Source organism: Saccharopolyspora sp. 7B (assembly GCF_020177435.1).
Classification (GTDB): domain Bacteria; phylum Actinomycetota; class Actinomycetes; order Mycobacteriales; family Pseudonocardiaceae; genus Saccharopolyspora_C; species Saccharopolyspora_C gregorii.
On the sequence record NZ_JAIUKC010000117.1, the window covers coordinates 1 to 14,593 of the forward strand.

Genomic DNA, 14,593 nt, shown 5'->3' on the forward strand with positions numbered 1-14,593 from the left:
GCGCGCTCCTCGGCCCCGGCGGCGCGCGGACCGCGGCCGCCGGCGTCGGCGGGCTCCGGCCGCGCGGCGGCGGGTTCGGCAGGGCGGTCGCCGGGTTCGGCGGGGCGGTCGGCGGATTCGGCGGAGCGGTCCGTCGGTGCGCCCGCGGGGCGGTCGGCCGGTCCCGCGGGGTCCGCCTCCCCGGTCGCCGCCGGACCGGCCTGCTCCGCGGCGGTCGCCGCGTCGGACACGACCTCGCTGCCCGCCTGCACCGACCGCGCGGCGGCCTCGCCGGGCTCACCGACCCCGCCGCGCAGCGCGTCGTCGACGCCCGCGTCCCGCAGCACCCCGCGGGCTTCCCGCGTCAGCCCCAGCACGATCTCCGGGTTGCGGTCGATGGAGGTGAGCACCCGCTCGATGATCTCGGCGACGTGGTCGAGGCGGACCTTGAGGAACGCCTGCGCCTCGACGCCCTTGAGCTCCAGGTCCGCCCGCCCCAGCGACACGTCCGCACCCACGCTCAGGCGCAGCAGGTCGCGGATCTCCGCCTGCAGCGACACCTGGGCCCGCAGGTCCTCGACCTCCAGGTGGAGCTCCTCCACCCGCAGGGCCGGTACGTCGAGCAGCACGTCGGGCTCGACCTCGCCCGGCCGCTCAGCGGCCTGCTGCTCCGCGCGGTGCTGCTCGACCGCTTCGCGGTCCTCGTCGTCGTTCCCCGCCTGGCTGTACGGCATGCGCCCACCCCGCCGTGTCGAACCGGGCTCGCGGAGGCGCGCCGCCCCCACCCCGTTTCCCCACGAAAGCACAGGTCACGAGGTCACGCCCGGTCGGCGGGCCAGGTCAGGAGCCGGGGATGCGGTGCGGGACGAACGCGGCGCCGTCGTCGGTGATCAGGCCCGCGGTCTCCCGGATGCCGAGTCCCGCGGCGGAGTCGCCGACGACCCAGGCGCCCAGCGCGGGCCGCATCCCGTCGAACTCAGGCAGCGGGTCGAACGCCTGGTAGACGTAGCCCTCTTCGCCGTAGAAGCCGCCGGTCTCGGTCTCCCAGCCGGGCGCGACCACGGTGATGTTGTTGCCCTCCCGGCCGAGCCGCGGCTTGCGCACGTACTCGGTGAGCATGCCGGGCTGGTCCAGGAACGTCGGCAGCAGGTTCGGGTGCCCGGGGTACATCTCCCACAGCACGGCCAGCAGCGCCTTGTTGGACAGCAGCATCTTCCACAGCGGTTCGATCCACTGCGTCGCGGGCAGCGTGTGCACCGCGTGCTTGCCGAAGTCGTCGTCGACCATCCACTCCCAGGGGTAGATCTTGACGACGGAGTTCATCGGCGCCTCTTCGAGGTCGACGAAGCGCTCCAGCAGCGGCTCCCAGCCGATCTCCTCGATCACCAGGCCGACGGTGTCCATGCCCGCCTCGGCCGCGGTCTCCTGCAGGTAGGCGGAGGTGATGTTGTCCTCGCCGCTGGTGTCCGAGCCGGACCAGGTGAAGTGGACCTCGCGGGTGGCGAGCTGGTCGGCGATCTCGCCCCAGCGCTCGACCAGCTTCTCGTGGATCGAGTTCCACTGGTCGTCGCCCTCGTGGCACTCGGTCAGCCAGTTCCACTGCACGACCGCCGCTTCCAGCAACGAGGTCGGCGTGTCGGCGTTGTACTCCAGCAGCTTCGCCGGACCGGAGCCGTCGTAGCGCAGGTCGAACCGGCCGTAGAGGTGCGGATCGTTCCGCTTCCACGACTCGGCGATGTGCGGCCACACCCACTCGGGGATGCCGAAGTCCCGGTAGCGCTCGGTGGTGACCACGTGGTCCACCGCGTCCAGGCACATCGACTGGAGCAGCTCGACGTCGGCCTCCAGGGAGAGCACCTCGTCCAAGCTGAACTCGTAGTGCACGCCCTCGTCCCAGTACGGCCGCTGCGAGCCGTCGGCCGCCCGCGCCGGGGTGCCGAACACGAGACCCAGTTCCTCGACCTTGCGCTGCCAGTCCGGCCTGCGCCCGGTTGTCCTCCGCCGCACTCGTTCAGCTCCCGCTGCTGCCGCTCTTGTTGCTGATCCCGAAACCGCCGCGCTGCACCGTCTGGCCCTTGGTGTTCTTGATGTTCGCGTCGGCGGGCTTGGTGAAGTTGGGGCTCGACACCGGCTGGCCCACCGGCGGGGCCGCGGTGCCGGGCTGGGTGTAGCCGTACCGGTAGGAGTTGTACCCACCGACGCCGCCACCGGGCAGGAAGATCGGCATGAAGAACATGCCGCCGCTGTGGTACCCGCCGTGGCTCTGCACGTAGTTCTCGTCGCACATGTTCGGGTCCTGGACCGTCGTCTGGCCCTGACCCGTGGCGCAGTACTCCTGCACCGCGGTCTGCTCCTGGCTGTACGCGGAACCCGAGTAGAACGCGGCGACCAGCGCGACCACGCCGACGGTGACCCCGCCGCCGACCATCACGCGCCGCCTGGTCTGCGTCTTGCGCTCCTGCTCGGCGAGCTCGGCCTGCGCCTGCTCCTCCTGGCGCTTCTCCGCCGCGATCCGGGCTCGCTTCTCGGCGAGCGTCGGTTCCCGCGGGGTCGTCGATTCGTCCTGGAAGCGCATCCGGCCGCGAGCCCCCTGCTCACCCGGTTGCTGCACCTCGTTCGGCCGCGTCACATCGTCAGCCCCGCCCATGGGCGGCTGGTCTCTGCGGTCCGGCCCGTCCTGGTCTGCCAATGGTCTGCCATCTTCCGTCATCGCCCACTCCCAGCGGCAACACTACCCATCGCGCACCCGCGCCGGGTACGCCTCGGTAGGACGCGCGGGGACACGAATCGGTTTCAACTCGATGCGTGAGCGTTTGGGCACGGGTCCCGTGCGCCAGGCATGATGTGATCGATGGCCGAGCGCAGCGATCCCCAGAAGCACCGCCGGAAGAAGCCCAACACCCGGCTGGTGATGATCGCCGCCGCCATCGGCGGGGCACTGGTCCTGCTGATCAGCGCGCTGCTGAACACGCCCGGCCAGGGCGGCTCCGGCATCGGCGGGCCCGGCCGCGAAGGCGCCGCACCCGCCACCCCGCCGGTGTTCGAGGCCGAGGCCGGCACCTGCCTGCACTGGACGGAAGCGGACGCGGCGGACATCCGGCAGGTCAAGTGCCGCGAGCGCCACCTGTTCGAGGTCACCGGCAAGGCTGATCTCAAGGCCGACTTCGCGGGCACCGCGCCGTACCCGTCCGCGGAGCAGTGGCAGCAGCTCAAGCAGGAGCGCTGCACCGCCGTCTCGGCGCAGTACCTGCGCGGCAGGCTCGACCCGGAAGGCCGGTTCTCCGTCGGCGCGTTCACGCCCAGCGAGAAGGGCTGGGGTTCCGGGGACCGGATGCTGCACTGCGGCCTCCAGCAGCCCGGCCCGTCCGGGGAGCTGTTCGCGATCAAGGGCAAGGTCGCCGAGCAGGACCAGTCCAACACCTACGAGGTGGGCCGCTGCCTCGGCATCAACGGCACCGAGGTGTGGGACCCGGTGGACTGCGCGCAGCCGCACTCGGTGGAGGTCACCGGCGTCGTCGACCTCGGCCAGCAGTTCCCCGCCGACTACCCGGCCGAAGACGACCAGGACGGGTTCCTCGCCACCCGCTGCGGCGAGCTCGCCGCCGAGTACGCGGGCAGCCCGACCGCGGTGCAGGACAAGAAGCTCGTCCCCTACTGGGACACGCTCTCCGAGGAGAGCTGGAACGCCGGGTCGCGGCAGGTCAACTGCAAGGTCAGCGCGCAGCTGCCGGACGGCAGCGGGCTCGCGCCGATCACCGGCAGCGTCAAGGGCGACGTGCAGGTCGGCGCGGAACCGGCGCCGCAGAACACCGCCCCCATCCAGCCCGGCGTCCCCGCCTCCGGGGAGCGCTGAGCCGGTGCCGGTGGAGATGACCCGGGCCCGGTTCGACGAACTCGTCGCCGACGCGCTCGACCTCGTGCCCGAGCAGTTCGCGACCGCGATGAACAACGTGGTGGTGCTCGTCGAGGACCACAACGAGGAGGACCCGACGCTGCTCGGCCTGTACTTCGGGGTGGCGCTGACCGAGCGGGACAGCACCTACGCGGGCGTGCTGCCGGACCGGATCTCGATCTACCGGGAACCGCTGCTGGAGATGTGCGACTCGGAGGACGAGGTCGTCGACGAGGTGGCGATCACCGTGGTCCACGAGATCGCGCACCACTTCGGGGTCGACGAGGACACCCTGCACTCCCTCGGCTGGGGCTGACCGCCGACTACCTGGTTTCGAACCCTGCCCGGCGGGCCGGGTCCGTTTCGTGTCGGCGGCGGAGCCGCGGAGCCGCCGACCACGTACGCCACCCGAGCACGACGCAACAGAAGCGGAAAGGCAGGCGGGTCAGTCCGGCAGGTCGTCCCATTGGGCGCAGCGCCAACCCGTCGGCGAGGCCGAGTCGGCCTCCAGCACGATGATCCCGGTGTTCGGCAGGTAGGCCGCGCTGGAGCGCCGCGGCTCCACCTCGGGCGCCAGCCGGGCCGCCACCAGCCGCACCATCGCGCCGTGGCTGACCAGCACCACCGCGCCGGTCGTGACCTCGTCCAGCACCGGCTGGGCGGAGGCGAAGAACCGGGTGAGCGCCTGCGTGCCGGTCTCCCCGCCGGGCATCGACCGGTCCTCGCCGTGGTGCCACCCGTCGTAGATCTCGTCGAACCGCTCGCGGGCGTCGAGGTCGCCGCGGCCTTCGAGGTCGCCGACGAAGATCTCGTGGGTGCCGTCGGCGATCCGCACGTCGAGCCCGTGCCGGGTCGCCGTCGGCAGCGCCGTCTCCTGGGCGCGAAGCGCGCGGCTGGCGTGCACCGACAGCACCTTCTCGGTGCCGAGGCGCTCCGCCAGGTCCGCTGCCTGCCGCCTGCCCTGCTCGGTGAGCCCGGGGCCGGGCGGCAGCGTGTCCAGCAGGCCCGCCACGTTCGACGGGGTCTGCCCGTGGCGCACCAGCACGAGCCGGAGCCCGTCGGCGGGCGCACGCAGCACCGGGGTCATGAGGCGCCTCCTTCGCGCACGCGGGCCAGCCAGCGGGCGGACGCCTGGAACGCCTGCTCCGACACCGGGGTGGGGACGCTGGCAGGCGAGTGGTCGGCCTTCGGGTAGGAACCGAGGAACCGCACCTCGCTGCACCTGCGGTGCAGGCCGCTGAGCGCGTCCCCGACGCGGGCGTCCGCGACGTGCCCGTCCAGGTCCAGGAAGAAGCGGTACTCGCCGATCCGGTCCTTGATCGGGCGGGACTCGATGCGGCTCAGGTTGATGCCGCGCAGCGACAGCTCCAGCAGCATCTCGGTGAGCGTGCCCGGCTCGTGGGCGATCACCGCGGCGATCGAGGTGCGGTCCGCGCCGGTCGGGTCGGGCAGCGGTCCGGGCCTGCGCAGCAGCAGGAACCGGGTGACCGCGTCGGCGTTGTCGGCGACGCCCCTGGCGAGGACGTGCAGCCCGTCGAACAGCTCCACCGCCAGCGGGGAGGCGACCGCCGCATCCAGCTCCCCCGCGGCGACCTGCTCCACGGCGGCCGCGGTGGACGACGCCATCCGCACGTCGGCGTCCGGCAGGTTCGCCGCGAGCCAGCCGCGGACCTGCGCGATCGCGTGCGGGTGGCTGGCGACGGTGCGCACCTGGTCGGCGGTGACACCCGCGCGCACCAGCACGTCGAACTGCACCGACACGGTCGCCTCGCTGACCGCGATCAGCGGATCACCACCGGCCAGCGCGTCCAGCGTGGCGGGCACCGATCCCTCGACCGAGTTCTCCACCGGCACGCCCGCGGCGAGGACGTCGCCCGCGCGGAGGGCGGCGAGCGCCTGCGGCACGGACTCGTAGGGCAGCAGCTCGGCGTCGAAGCCTTCGGTGAGGATCCTGGTCGCCTGTTCGGTGAAGGTTCCGGGCGGCCCCAGGTAGGCGATGTGCGGCACGGGCACCAGCCTACGGGCCGGGTGGAACGTCCCACTCAGACCCGGACCGGTGATCATCTTTCCCCGGATGTGTGACCTACCCAATTACATTCAGTCGCCCGTTCCTGCGATGCTGTCAGTGTGACCGCGGATTCGGAGCGCTCATCGGACCGAGCGGAGCCGGAGCTGCGGCTCGTCCTCTGCGCCTTGGACGAGCCGCTGACGGCAGCGTGGCGAACCGTCGCCGCCGACCGCGACAACCTCGAAGTCCACCAGGGATCCGTGCTGGACCTGCGGGTGGACGCGGTGGTGAGCCCGGCCAACTCGTACGGCTGGATGCGCGGCGGGGTGGACGCCTTGTACTCGCGGGCCTTCCCGAACGTGGAGGAGTCGGTGCGCAGCGCCGTGCTCGCCTACCACGGCGGTGAACTGCCCGTCGGCGAGGCGCTGCTGGTGCCCACCGGTTCGCCCTGCCCCGCCTGGCTGGTCAGCTCCCCCACGATGCGCCAACCGGGTGAAGTGCTGCCCGCCGACACCGTGCACCCCTACCTGGCCGCGCGGGCCGTGCTGCGGCTGTGGGCCGCCGGGGTGCTGGAGAACGGGATGCGGGTGCGCGACGTGGTGCGCACCATCGCGCTGCCCGGGCTGGGCACCGGTGTCGGCGGCGTGGACCCGCGGCTGTGCGCGCACCAGGTCGCGGCCGCCTGGGACGAGACCTTCGCCCGCGCCGACCACAGCTGACCCACCACCGCACGAGCGAGCGCCCCACCCGGCCAACCGGCCGGACGAGGCGCTCGCCGCGGGCCTCACCGGTCTTCGGCAGGGACCCCGACCTCCTTGGCCGCGCGGTCGCGGACCGCGACCTTCGTCGGGGCGGCCTGCTCCAGGGCACCGCGGACCCGGACTTCGAGCACGCCGCGGTCGTAGTCGGCCTCGACCTGCTCACCGGTCACGCCCTTCGGCAGCCGGAAGCCGCGGCTGAACGCACCGCTGCGCAGCTCCCGCACCAGCACCCGGCTCGGCCCGGACCCGTCCGCGTCCTCGGCGGGGACCTCGGTGCGGGCGGTGCGGCTGCCGCTGATCTTGAGGGCGCCGTCGGCGACCTCGACGGACACGTCCTCGACGTCCACGCCGGGCAGGTCCAGCCGGAACACCAGGTCGGAGCCCTCGCGCAGCACGTCGGCCGCCGGGGCGTACCGCTGCTCCGCGCCGCCGCGCCCGCGGAAGGCACCGCGGACCAACGCGTCGAACTCCCGGTCCAGGCCGGCGAACTGGTCCCAGCCACGAACGGCAAGAGCCATCACTCATCACTCCTTCGTCGACTCCGGGACGTCACCGGCTCGGTTCCAGCCCGAACCGGATACCCGGTCACTGCGGTTGCATGAGTGCCAACGGCTCAACTTTGCGGATTGTTCCCGGCGCAGCGAACCTCTTTCCGGCGGCTCCGGTTGCAAGATCGATTCCACGCCGGGGCGGCGTCCGCTCGGCGCGGTACCGTCGGGGTCGCGTCCAACTAGGAGGTACCCATGCTGATCCGCCGCCTGGCCCGCCCGCTGCTCGCCGCGATCTTCATCAGCGGCGGCATCAACGCCCTGCGGGACGCCGAAGGACACTCCAAGGCCGCGGCGCCCTTCCTGGACAAGACGGTCGGCAAGGTCGAGGACTCCCTGCCGGAGCAGGTGCCGACCGACGCGGTGACGCTGGTGAAGCTGGACGGCGCTGTGAAGCTCGGCGCCGGGGTGCTGCTGGCGCTCGGCAAGGCTCCGCGGCTCTCCTCGGTGCTGCTGGCGAGCAGCCTGGTGCCGACGACGCTGGCCGGACACGCCTTCTGGGAGATCGACGACCCGCAGGAGCGCGCCGGGCAGCAGATCCACTTCTTCAAGAACCTCGGCCTCATCGGCGGCCTGCTGATCGCGGCCGTGGACACCGAGGGCAAGCCGTCCGTCGCCTACCGCGCCAAGCACGGCGCCTCCCGCGTGGCCGAGCAGACCCAGCTCAACGCGAAGGCCGCGAAGAAGGTCGCCCGCAGGGCCAAGCGCAGGGCCCAGCGCTGACCGCCGGCCCCGTGGCCGGTCAGGGGACCCTTACCTGCACGTCCGGGTGATGCGGTCGTAGCGTGAGGACGTGCCGGTACGCGTGCTGCTCGTCGACGACCACGAGGTGGTCCGTCGCGGCCTCCGGGACCTGCTGAGCACCGAGCCGGACCTCGACGTCGTCGCCGAGGCCGGCGGGGTCGGCGAAGCGGTCGTCCGGGCGCAGGCCGCCGAACCCGACGTCGCGGTCGTCGACATGCGACTGCCCGACGGGGACGGCCTGGACCTGTGCCGCAGGCTGCGGGCGCTGCCCACCCCGCCGCAGTGCCTGGTGCTCACCGCCTTCGACGACGAGCAGGCGCTGGTCGGCGCGATCAACGCCGGCGCCTCCGGGTACCTGCTCAAGCAGGTGCGCGGCAGGGACCTGGTGAACGCGGTGCGCGAGGTCGCGGCGGGCCGTTCGCTGCTGGACCCGGTGACGACCGCGCGGGTGCTGGAGCGGATGCGGCGCGGCGCCGAGCAGCCCGCCGACGAGCTGGACGCGCTCACCGAGCAGGAGCGCCGGGTGCTCGACCTGATCGGCGAAGGGCTCACGAACCGGCAGATCGCGGAACGGCTGTTCCTGGCGGAGAAGACGGTGAAGAACTACGTCACCGCGGTCCTCGCGAAGCTCGGCATGGAGCGCCGCACCCAAGCCGCCGCCTGGGTAGCCCGCCGCCAGGGCTGACGTTCTTTGACTTTCCGCTCGTTTTGCGGAGTGGTCGGGTGGCGGAACCTCAGCTGCTTCCTCGCTGCGGGATCGTTTTCACCGGTGGCTCCGCCACAGGCGAAAACGCTGTCCTCGCGAGGAACCAGCTGAGAACCCGCTGGTGGTCCTGCTGCGTGCGTGGTCTCCGTTCAGCGGCTTCGCCGCTGACAGGACGAAGGCACGAGCCGGGCGTGGGCTCGGGGCTGGCGGTGCGTGCGCTGCTTGGCCCATCTCGCAGCGGGCAAGCGGTCAGAGCGGGACTTCCCAGGTGACCGTGGTTCCGCTGTCGGGTGAGGAGTGGATGACGCAGCGGCCGCCGGAGGCCGCCGCTCGCTCCTCCAGGTGCCGCAGCCCGCGCTTGGTGACGTCGCGGGGGATCCCGCAGCCGTCGTCGACGACCTGCAACCGCATCGCCCGGTCCGAGCAGCGCACCCGCACCAGCACGGCGCGCGCCCCGGAGTGCCGGACGACGTTGGAGAGGGCTTCGCGCAGCGCGGCCCGCAGGTGGTCGGCGAGCGCGACGGGCACTCCGCCGAGATCGCCGTCCATCTCCAGCTTCGGCGGCCTGCCGAGCAGTTCGCCGGCGATCTGCACCTCGGAACGGATGGAGTCGGCCAGGTCGGGGGCCTGCGCGGGCGTCTCCGGGTCGGCGGAGCGCAGGGTGCGCACGGTGGCGCGGACCTCGGCGATGGTCTGGTCGAGCTGGTCCATGGTGTCGGTGAGCCGCTCGGAGTCCGCCGGGTCGAGGCGCCCGGCGAGCCTGCGGTCCAGCACCTCCAGCTGCATCCCGGCCGCGTAGAGCCGCTGCACGATGACGTCGTGCAGGTCGCGGGCGATGCGCTCCCGCTCCTGGTAGACCGCGATGCGCTCACGAGCGGTGGAGCCTTCGGCGAGTACCAGCGCCAGCCCGGCTTGGGCGGCGAACCCGGTGAGCACCTCGACCGCGACCCGGGTGAACGTGGTGGCGCCGCGGCGCCGGTAGACCGCGAGCGCGCCGAGCCTGCGCTCCCGGGTGCCGAACGGGGCGACCGCGAACGGCCCGTAGATCCGCAGCGAGGGCGGCACGTACGGCGCGGTCATCGGATCGTCGATCAGGTCGTCGACGACGATGGGCACCCCGCTGCGGGCGACGCGGGCGGCGGCGGAGCGGGCGGAGAGCACCGCACCGACCGGGTCGCCGGAGGACGCGGGCTCGGCCGGGTAAGCGGCTTCGACGGTGAGCCTGCCGTCGTCGGCTCGGACCATGACGAGACCGAGGTCGGCTTCGGCGAGCGCGGCGGCGCGGCGCACCACCATCGGCAGCACCACGTCCGGGTCTTCGGCGGACAGGGCGGCCTTGGTGATCTCGGTGGAGGCGGCCAGCATGCGCCGGGCGAGTGCGGGATCCATGGCGTGCACGAGGCTAGTCCTCCGGTCCGCTCCTGACCTGCGCAGCAGGTGGGCGGTGTGACCTGGCCGATGATCGGCCGCGCGCGGGTCGGCGGTCATCGGGCGGCCGCCGGGGCGCGCAGGACGGTGACCGCGCCGTCGTGCACGCGCAGCACCAGGTCGGCCGCCTCGGCTTCGGCGGGCCGGTGCGTCACGTGCAGCACGGTGCGGTCGGCCTGGTCGCGCAGCCGCCGCAGGAGGGCCGCGGAGGTGGGCACGTCGAGGTGCGCGGTCGGTTCGTCGAGCAGCAGCGGGCCGTCGGCGAGCAGGGCGCGGGCCAGCGCGAGGCGCTGCGCCTCACCGCCGGAGAGCGCGGTGCCGCCGGAGCCGACGTGCTCGCCGAGCCGATCCGCCCAGCCGGGGAGCCCGGCCAGCCGCAGCGCCGCGCCGAGCCGCTCGTCGTCGGCGTGCGGCGCCGACATCCGCAGGTTCTCCCGGACGGTGGTGGACACCAGGTTCGGTTCCTGCGGGCACCAGGCGGCGCGGTCCGGCAGCAGCGCGGTCCCGCGTTCGGCGGGCAGGAAGCCGAGCAGCAGCGCGAGCAGGGTGGACTTGCCGCTGCCCGAGGGGCCGAGGACGGCGACGTGCGCTCCCGGCGGGACGGTCAGGTCGACGTCGCGCAGCGCGGGTTCGGCGGCGCCGGGCCAGCGCACGTCGACGCCCCGCAGTTCGATGCGCCCGTCGGTGGCGCGGGCGGCGGCCCCGGGTTCGGCGGCGGCGGGTTCGGCAGCAGCAGCGGAGTCGGCGGCGGGTTCGGCGCCCGCACCCGGTCCGGCCGCGTCCGGCCCGGTAGCAGCGCCGGTAGCGGCGGCCGTGCCCGAAGCGGTTCGGGGATCGGCGGCCGCACCGGATTCGGCCGCGCGCGGTTCGGCGGCCCCGGCGGCGAGCAGCGGCGCCAACCGGTCCTGCGCGGCCCGCAGGTTCCGCCACTGCTGCGCGGCGGGCGGCAGCAGCGCGACGGCCTCGGCGGCGGCGAGCGGTACCAGCGCCAGCAGCGGCGCGAGCTCCGGCGCGAGGCGCCCGGCGGCGACGGCGTCCGCGCCGAGCCACGCCCCGCCGAGCACGGCGACGCCCACGGCGAGGGTGCCGACGGCGGTGGCGGCCCCGGCGCCGAACGCGGCGCGGCGGGCGCGGGCGGCGAGCCGGGCGTCGGCGGCGGCGAGTTCGGCGCGGCGCCCGGTGTGCGCGCCGAAGGCGAGCAGTTCGGCGGCGCCGTCGAGCAGTGCGAGCACCCGGTCGGCGACGTGCCTGCGCCCCGCGGCGACGGCGGTGCTGGCGCGGCGTTCCGCGGCGAGCGCCGCCGCGACCCCACCGGCTCCCGCGACCAGCAGCGACACCGCCAGCAGCGCACCGGCGGACGGCAGCACCAGTGCTTGCAGCACCACGGCGGCGAGCGCGACGAGCACCGCGGTCAGCGGCGGGAGCACGACCCGCGGCACCAGGTCGCGCACCGCGTCGACGTCGTCGACGAGCCGCGCGACGCCGTCGCCGCGCCGCAGTCCGGCGGTGCGGGCCGGACCGAGCCGCACCAGCGCGTCCCACAACCGTTCCCGCAGCATCCCGGCGGTGCGGAACGCGGCGTCGTGCGTGACGAGCCGTTCCACGTAGCGCACGGCGGCCCTGGACAGCGCGAAGGTGCGCACGCCGACGACGGCGACGGACAGGGTGAGGATCGGCGGCTGCTGCGAGGCGCGGGCGATCAGCCACGCGGAGGTCGCGGTGAGCGCCAGCCCGGACAGCAGCGACAGCGCGGCCAGCCCGACCCCGGCGAGGGTGCGCGGGGTGATCAGCTCGCGGAGGGTGCCGCGGGCGGCGGGCAGCCCGGGCACGGTGCCCGCGGGCCCGTCGGCGGGCGCGAGTTCGGGTTCGGCGGGTTCGGCGCCGGGGCGGTGGCTGGCGAGCACGACGGTGGCGCCGCGCTCGGCGGCGCGCTCGATCGCCCGCTCCACCTGGTGCGCGGTAGCCGGGTCGAGGTGCGCGGTGGGCTCGTCGAGCAGCAGCACCCGGGCGACGCCGCGCAGCCGCAGCAGGGCGCGCGCGACGGCGACCCGCTGCCGCTCCCCGGTGGAGAGCCCGTCGACGGGCCGGTCCCGCAGGTGCGCTGCGGCGGCTTCGGCGAGGGCGTCGTCGAGCGCGTCGAGGGTGTCCGCGGGCTGGTCGGCGACGGCGAGTTCGAGTTCGTCGGCGACGGTGCCGCCGGTGAACGCGGGCCGCTGCGGCACCCACGCGAGGTGCCTGCGCCAGGTTCCCGGGTCGATGTCGCGCAGGTCGGTGCCCGCGTAGGTGAGGGTGCCGCGCTCGGGCCGGGTGAAGCCGAGCAGCACGCCGAAGGTGGTGGACTTGCCGCTGCCGCTGGGCCCGATGCCGTCGAACCCGTCGAGCCGCAGCACCTCCCCGGGCATCGCGGTGAAGGAGAGCCCGTCGGGCGCGTGCCGGCCGCGGCGGGCGACGGCGAGGTCCCGCACCCGCAGCGCGCGCGCCGCGCCGAGCTCGACGGGATCCCCGGTGCTGGCGGGCGCGTCGGTCATGATGATCTCGTCGGCGCGCCGCACCGCTTCCACGCCGTCCTCGCTGGCGTGGTGCGCGGCCCCGGCGGCGCGCAGCGGCAGGTAGCACTCGGGGACGAGCACCAGCACCAGCAGCCCGGTCGCCAGGTCCAGCTCCCCGGACACGAGCCGCAACCCGATGCCGACGGCGACCAGCGCCACCGACAGCGAGGAGCACAGCTCCAGCACCAGCGCGGACAGGAACGCGACGCGCAGCGTGGCGACGGTGCTGCGCCGGTGCTGGTCCCCGACCTTCCGGACCACGGCGCGCTGCGCGCCGGCCCGGCGGAACGCGGTGAGCACCGGCAGCGCCCGCACCAGTTCGTGCAGCTGCGCGGACAGCCGCTGGGTGTCGTCGGTGGCGCGCGCGGTGCGCTGCTCGGTGTAGCGGCCGACGAGCCACGCGAACAGCGGGATCAGCGGCACGGTGCCGAGCACGACGACCGCCGAGATCGGGTCGGACCACAGGATCCAGGCACCCGCGAGCAGCGGTACCACCGCGGCGGTGACCAGCGCGGGCAGGTACTTGGTGAAGAACGCGTCGAGCGCGTCGAGCCCCTTGGTGGCGAGCGAGGTCAGCTCCACCGGCCCGCGGCCGCGGATCCACTCGGGGCCGCGCCGCAGCGCCGAGTCGAGCAGCTGCGCCCGCAGTTCCTCCTTCGCCCCGGCGGCGGCGCGGGCAGAGGCGGATTCGGTGGCCCAGCCGAGCGCGGCGCGCGCCACGATCGCCGCGGCGAGCACGCCGAGCCGGTCGGCGACGGCGGCCGCACCGACCCCGGCGGTGACGACCTCGGCGAGCGCGCTCGCCAGGGCCCAGGCCTGCACGATCAGCGCGGCGGCGTTGCCCGCGGCGAGCAGCCCGGCGACGAGCAGCGCCCACCGCGCCGACCGGGACAGCCGGGGCAGGGCGCCGAGCGGCCCGCTCACGGCGCGTGCACCGGCGGGATGTGGTGGGTGCCGATGCGCTTGCGGAACACCCAGTACGTCCAGCCCTGGTAGATCAGCACGGCCGGGGTGCCGAACGCGGCGACCCAGGTGATGACGGTGAGCGTGTAGGGGCTGGAGGCGGTCTCGGCGATGGACAGCGAGAACGCCGGGTCGAGCGTGGAGGGGATGACGTTCGGCCACAGCGCCCCGAACAGGGTGACGACCACGCCGGCGAGCGCGATGCCCTGCAGCGCGAACGCCTGCCCCTCCCGCCAGGAGATCATCCGGGCGAGGGCCGCGAGGGCGGCGGCGAGCGCGATGCCCAGCGGCACCCACGTCCACGCCTCGCCCTGGGTGAGCTGCGCGATGAGCAGCAGCGCGATCACCGGCAGCAGCAGCACCGGCCCGAGCCGCAGCGCGAACTTCCGCGCCCGCTCCCGCACCTCGCCCGCGGTCTTGAGCGACAGGAACACGGCGCCGTGCAGGAACGAGAAGCCCCACACCGCCAGCGCCCCCACCACGTTCGGCAGCGTCAGCAGCACCAGCGGCCCGCCGACGCGGTCCCCGTTGGCGTCCAGCGGCAGGCCGAACACGCTCGCCGACAGCACCAGCCCGATCATCATCGGCGCGATCCAGGAGGCGAGCACGATCACGGTGTCCCAGGTGCGCCGCCACCGCGCGGTGTCGACCTTGCCGCGGTACTCGAAGGCGACGCCGCGCCCGATGAGCACCAGCAGCAGGAGCAGCAGCGGCAGGTAGGCGGTGCTGAACAGGGAGGCGTACCAGCCGGGGAAGGCGGCGAAGGTGGCGCCGCCGGCGACGATCAGCCACACCTCGTTGCCGTCCCACACCGGCCCGATCGTGTTGATCAGCACCCGGCGTTCGCGCTCCTCGCGGCCGAGGACCGGCAGCAGCATGCCGACGCCGAAGTCGAAGCCCTCCAGGAACAGGTAGCCCAGCCACAGCGTGGCGATCAGGGCGAACCAGAAGGTGGGCAGGTCCATCACGTTCTCCATTGGTGGCTGATGTGCTCGGTGAGTCGGCTAGCGGAACC

At 74.0% G+C, this 14,593-nt stretch carries 14 protein-coding genes; 5 read left to right on the forward strand and 9 right to left on the reverse strand.

The genetic code is table 11. From position 1 onward, the window contains the following. The 3 genes from LCD33_RS18570 to LCD33_RS18580 all read right to left on the reverse strand — a co-directional run. On the reverse strand, positions 1–713 hold a 713-nt coding region (locus LCD33_RS18570), incomplete at its 3' end, for a hypothetical protein (protein ID WP_224978092.1). A 106-nt stretch (positions 714–819) separates the two neighbouring features. Continuing rightward, positions 820–1,986 carry a glutathionylspermidine synthase family protein gene (locus tag LCD33_RS18575; RefSeq protein ID WP_224958396.1) on the reverse strand — a complete coding sequence of 389 codons (1,167 nt, stop codon included), beginning with the start codon at positions 1,984–1,986 and terminating at the stop codon, positions 820–822. Positions 1,987–1,990: 4 nt separating this feature from the next. Further along, positions 1,991–2,626, reverse strand: a complete 636-nt coding sequence (locus LCD33_RS18580) for a hypothetical protein (protein WP_224967121.1) — start codon at positions 2,624–2,626, stop codon at positions 1,991–1,993. A 204-nt stretch (positions 2,627–2,830) separates the two neighbouring features. Here LCD33_RS18580 and LCD33_RS18585 point away from each other — a divergent pair, with 204 nt between their 5' ends. Together LCD33_RS18585 and LCD33_RS18590 are read left to right on the forward strand one after the other, a co-directional pair. After that, the gene (locus LCD33_RS18585) at positions 2,831–3,832 is read left to right on the forward strand and encodes a septum formation family protein (RefSeq protein ID WP_224958392.1); all 1,002 of its coding nucleotides are present in this window, start codon (positions 2,831–2,833) and stop codon (positions 3,830–3,832) included. Between the two features lie 4 nt (positions 3,833–3,836). Then, entirely contained in the window at positions 3,837–4,187 is a 351-nt protein-coding gene (locus tag LCD33_RS18590) for a metallopeptidase family protein (protein ID WP_224958390.1), read from the forward strand. Positions 4,188–4,316: 129 nt separating this feature from the next. Here LCD33_RS18590 and LCD33_RS18595 read toward each other — a convergent pair whose 3' ends face one another. Further along, complete coding sequence (locus LCD33_RS18595; RefSeq protein ID WP_224958388.1) at positions 4,317–4,958, reverse strand: histidine phosphatase family protein; 642 nt, start codon at positions 4,956–4,958, stop codon at positions 4,317–4,319. Beyond that, positions 4,955–5,878 (reverse strand): prephenate dehydratase, encoded by a 924-nt coding sequence (gene pheA, locus LCD33_RS18600; protein ID WP_224958386.1) that lies wholly within the window; start codon positions 5,876–5,878, stop codon positions 4,955–4,957. Before pheA ends, LCD33_RS18595 begins: the two co-directional genes overlap by 4 nt. A 120-nt stretch (positions 5,879–5,998) precedes the next feature. Between pheA and LCD33_RS18605 the strand changes: the two genes are divergently transcribed. Further along, a complete protein-coding gene (locus tag LCD33_RS18605) occupies positions 5,999–6,598 on the forward strand; it encodes a macro domain-containing protein (RefSeq protein WP_224978093.1) in 600 nt (199 codons plus the stop codon). Positions 6,599–6,663: 65 nt separating this feature from the next. Here LCD33_RS18605 and LCD33_RS18610 read toward each other — a convergent pair whose 3' ends face one another. Then, the gene (locus LCD33_RS18610; RefSeq protein WP_224958381.1) at positions 6,664–7,158 is read right to left on the reverse strand and encodes an Hsp20/alpha crystallin family protein; all 495 of its coding nucleotides are present in this window, start codon (positions 7,156–7,158) and stop codon (positions 6,664–6,666) included. A gap of 225 nt (positions 7,159–7,383) precedes the next feature. On the opposite strand from LCD33_RS18610, the gene LCD33_RS18615 reads away from it, so the two are divergent. After that, a complete protein-coding gene (locus LCD33_RS18615; protein WP_224958379.1) occupies positions 7,384–7,911 on the forward strand; it encodes a DoxX family protein in 528 nt (175 codons plus the stop codon). 70 nt (positions 7,912–7,981) lie between these two features. After that, positions 7,982–8,617, forward strand: coding sequence for a response regulator transcription factor (locus LCD33_RS18620; protein ID WP_224958377.1), 636 nt, complete (start codon positions 7,982–7,984; stop codon positions 8,615–8,617). A gap of 270 nt (positions 8,618–8,887) precedes the next feature. Here LCD33_RS18620 and LCD33_RS18625 read toward each other — a convergent pair whose 3' ends face one another. The 3 genes from LCD33_RS18625 to cydB all read right to left on the reverse strand — a co-directional run bounded on the left by LCD33_RS18625 (position 8,888) and on the right by cydB (position 14,543). Then, positions 8,888–10,027: a GAF domain-containing sensor histidine kinase gene (locus tag LCD33_RS18625; protein WP_224958375.1), complete on the reverse strand. Its 1,140-nt coding sequence runs from the start codon at positions 10,025–10,027 to the stop codon at positions 8,888–8,890. Between the two features lie 95 nt (positions 10,028–10,122). Further along, on the reverse strand, positions 10,123–13,539 hold the full coding sequence (cydD, locus tag LCD33_RS18630; RefSeq protein ID WP_224978094.1) for a thiol reductant ABC exporter subunit CydD: 3,417 nt from the start codon (positions 13,537–13,539) through the stop codon (positions 10,123–10,125). Then, positions 13,536–14,543: a cytochrome d ubiquinol oxidase subunit II gene (gene cydB / locus LCD33_RS18635; RefSeq protein ID WP_224958371.1), complete on the reverse strand. Its 1,008-nt coding sequence runs from the start codon at positions 14,541–14,543 to the stop codon at positions 13,536–13,538. The genes cydD and cydB overlap by 4 nt, the downstream gene beginning before the upstream one ends. Between the last annotated feature and the right edge of the window lie 50 nt (positions 14,544–14,593).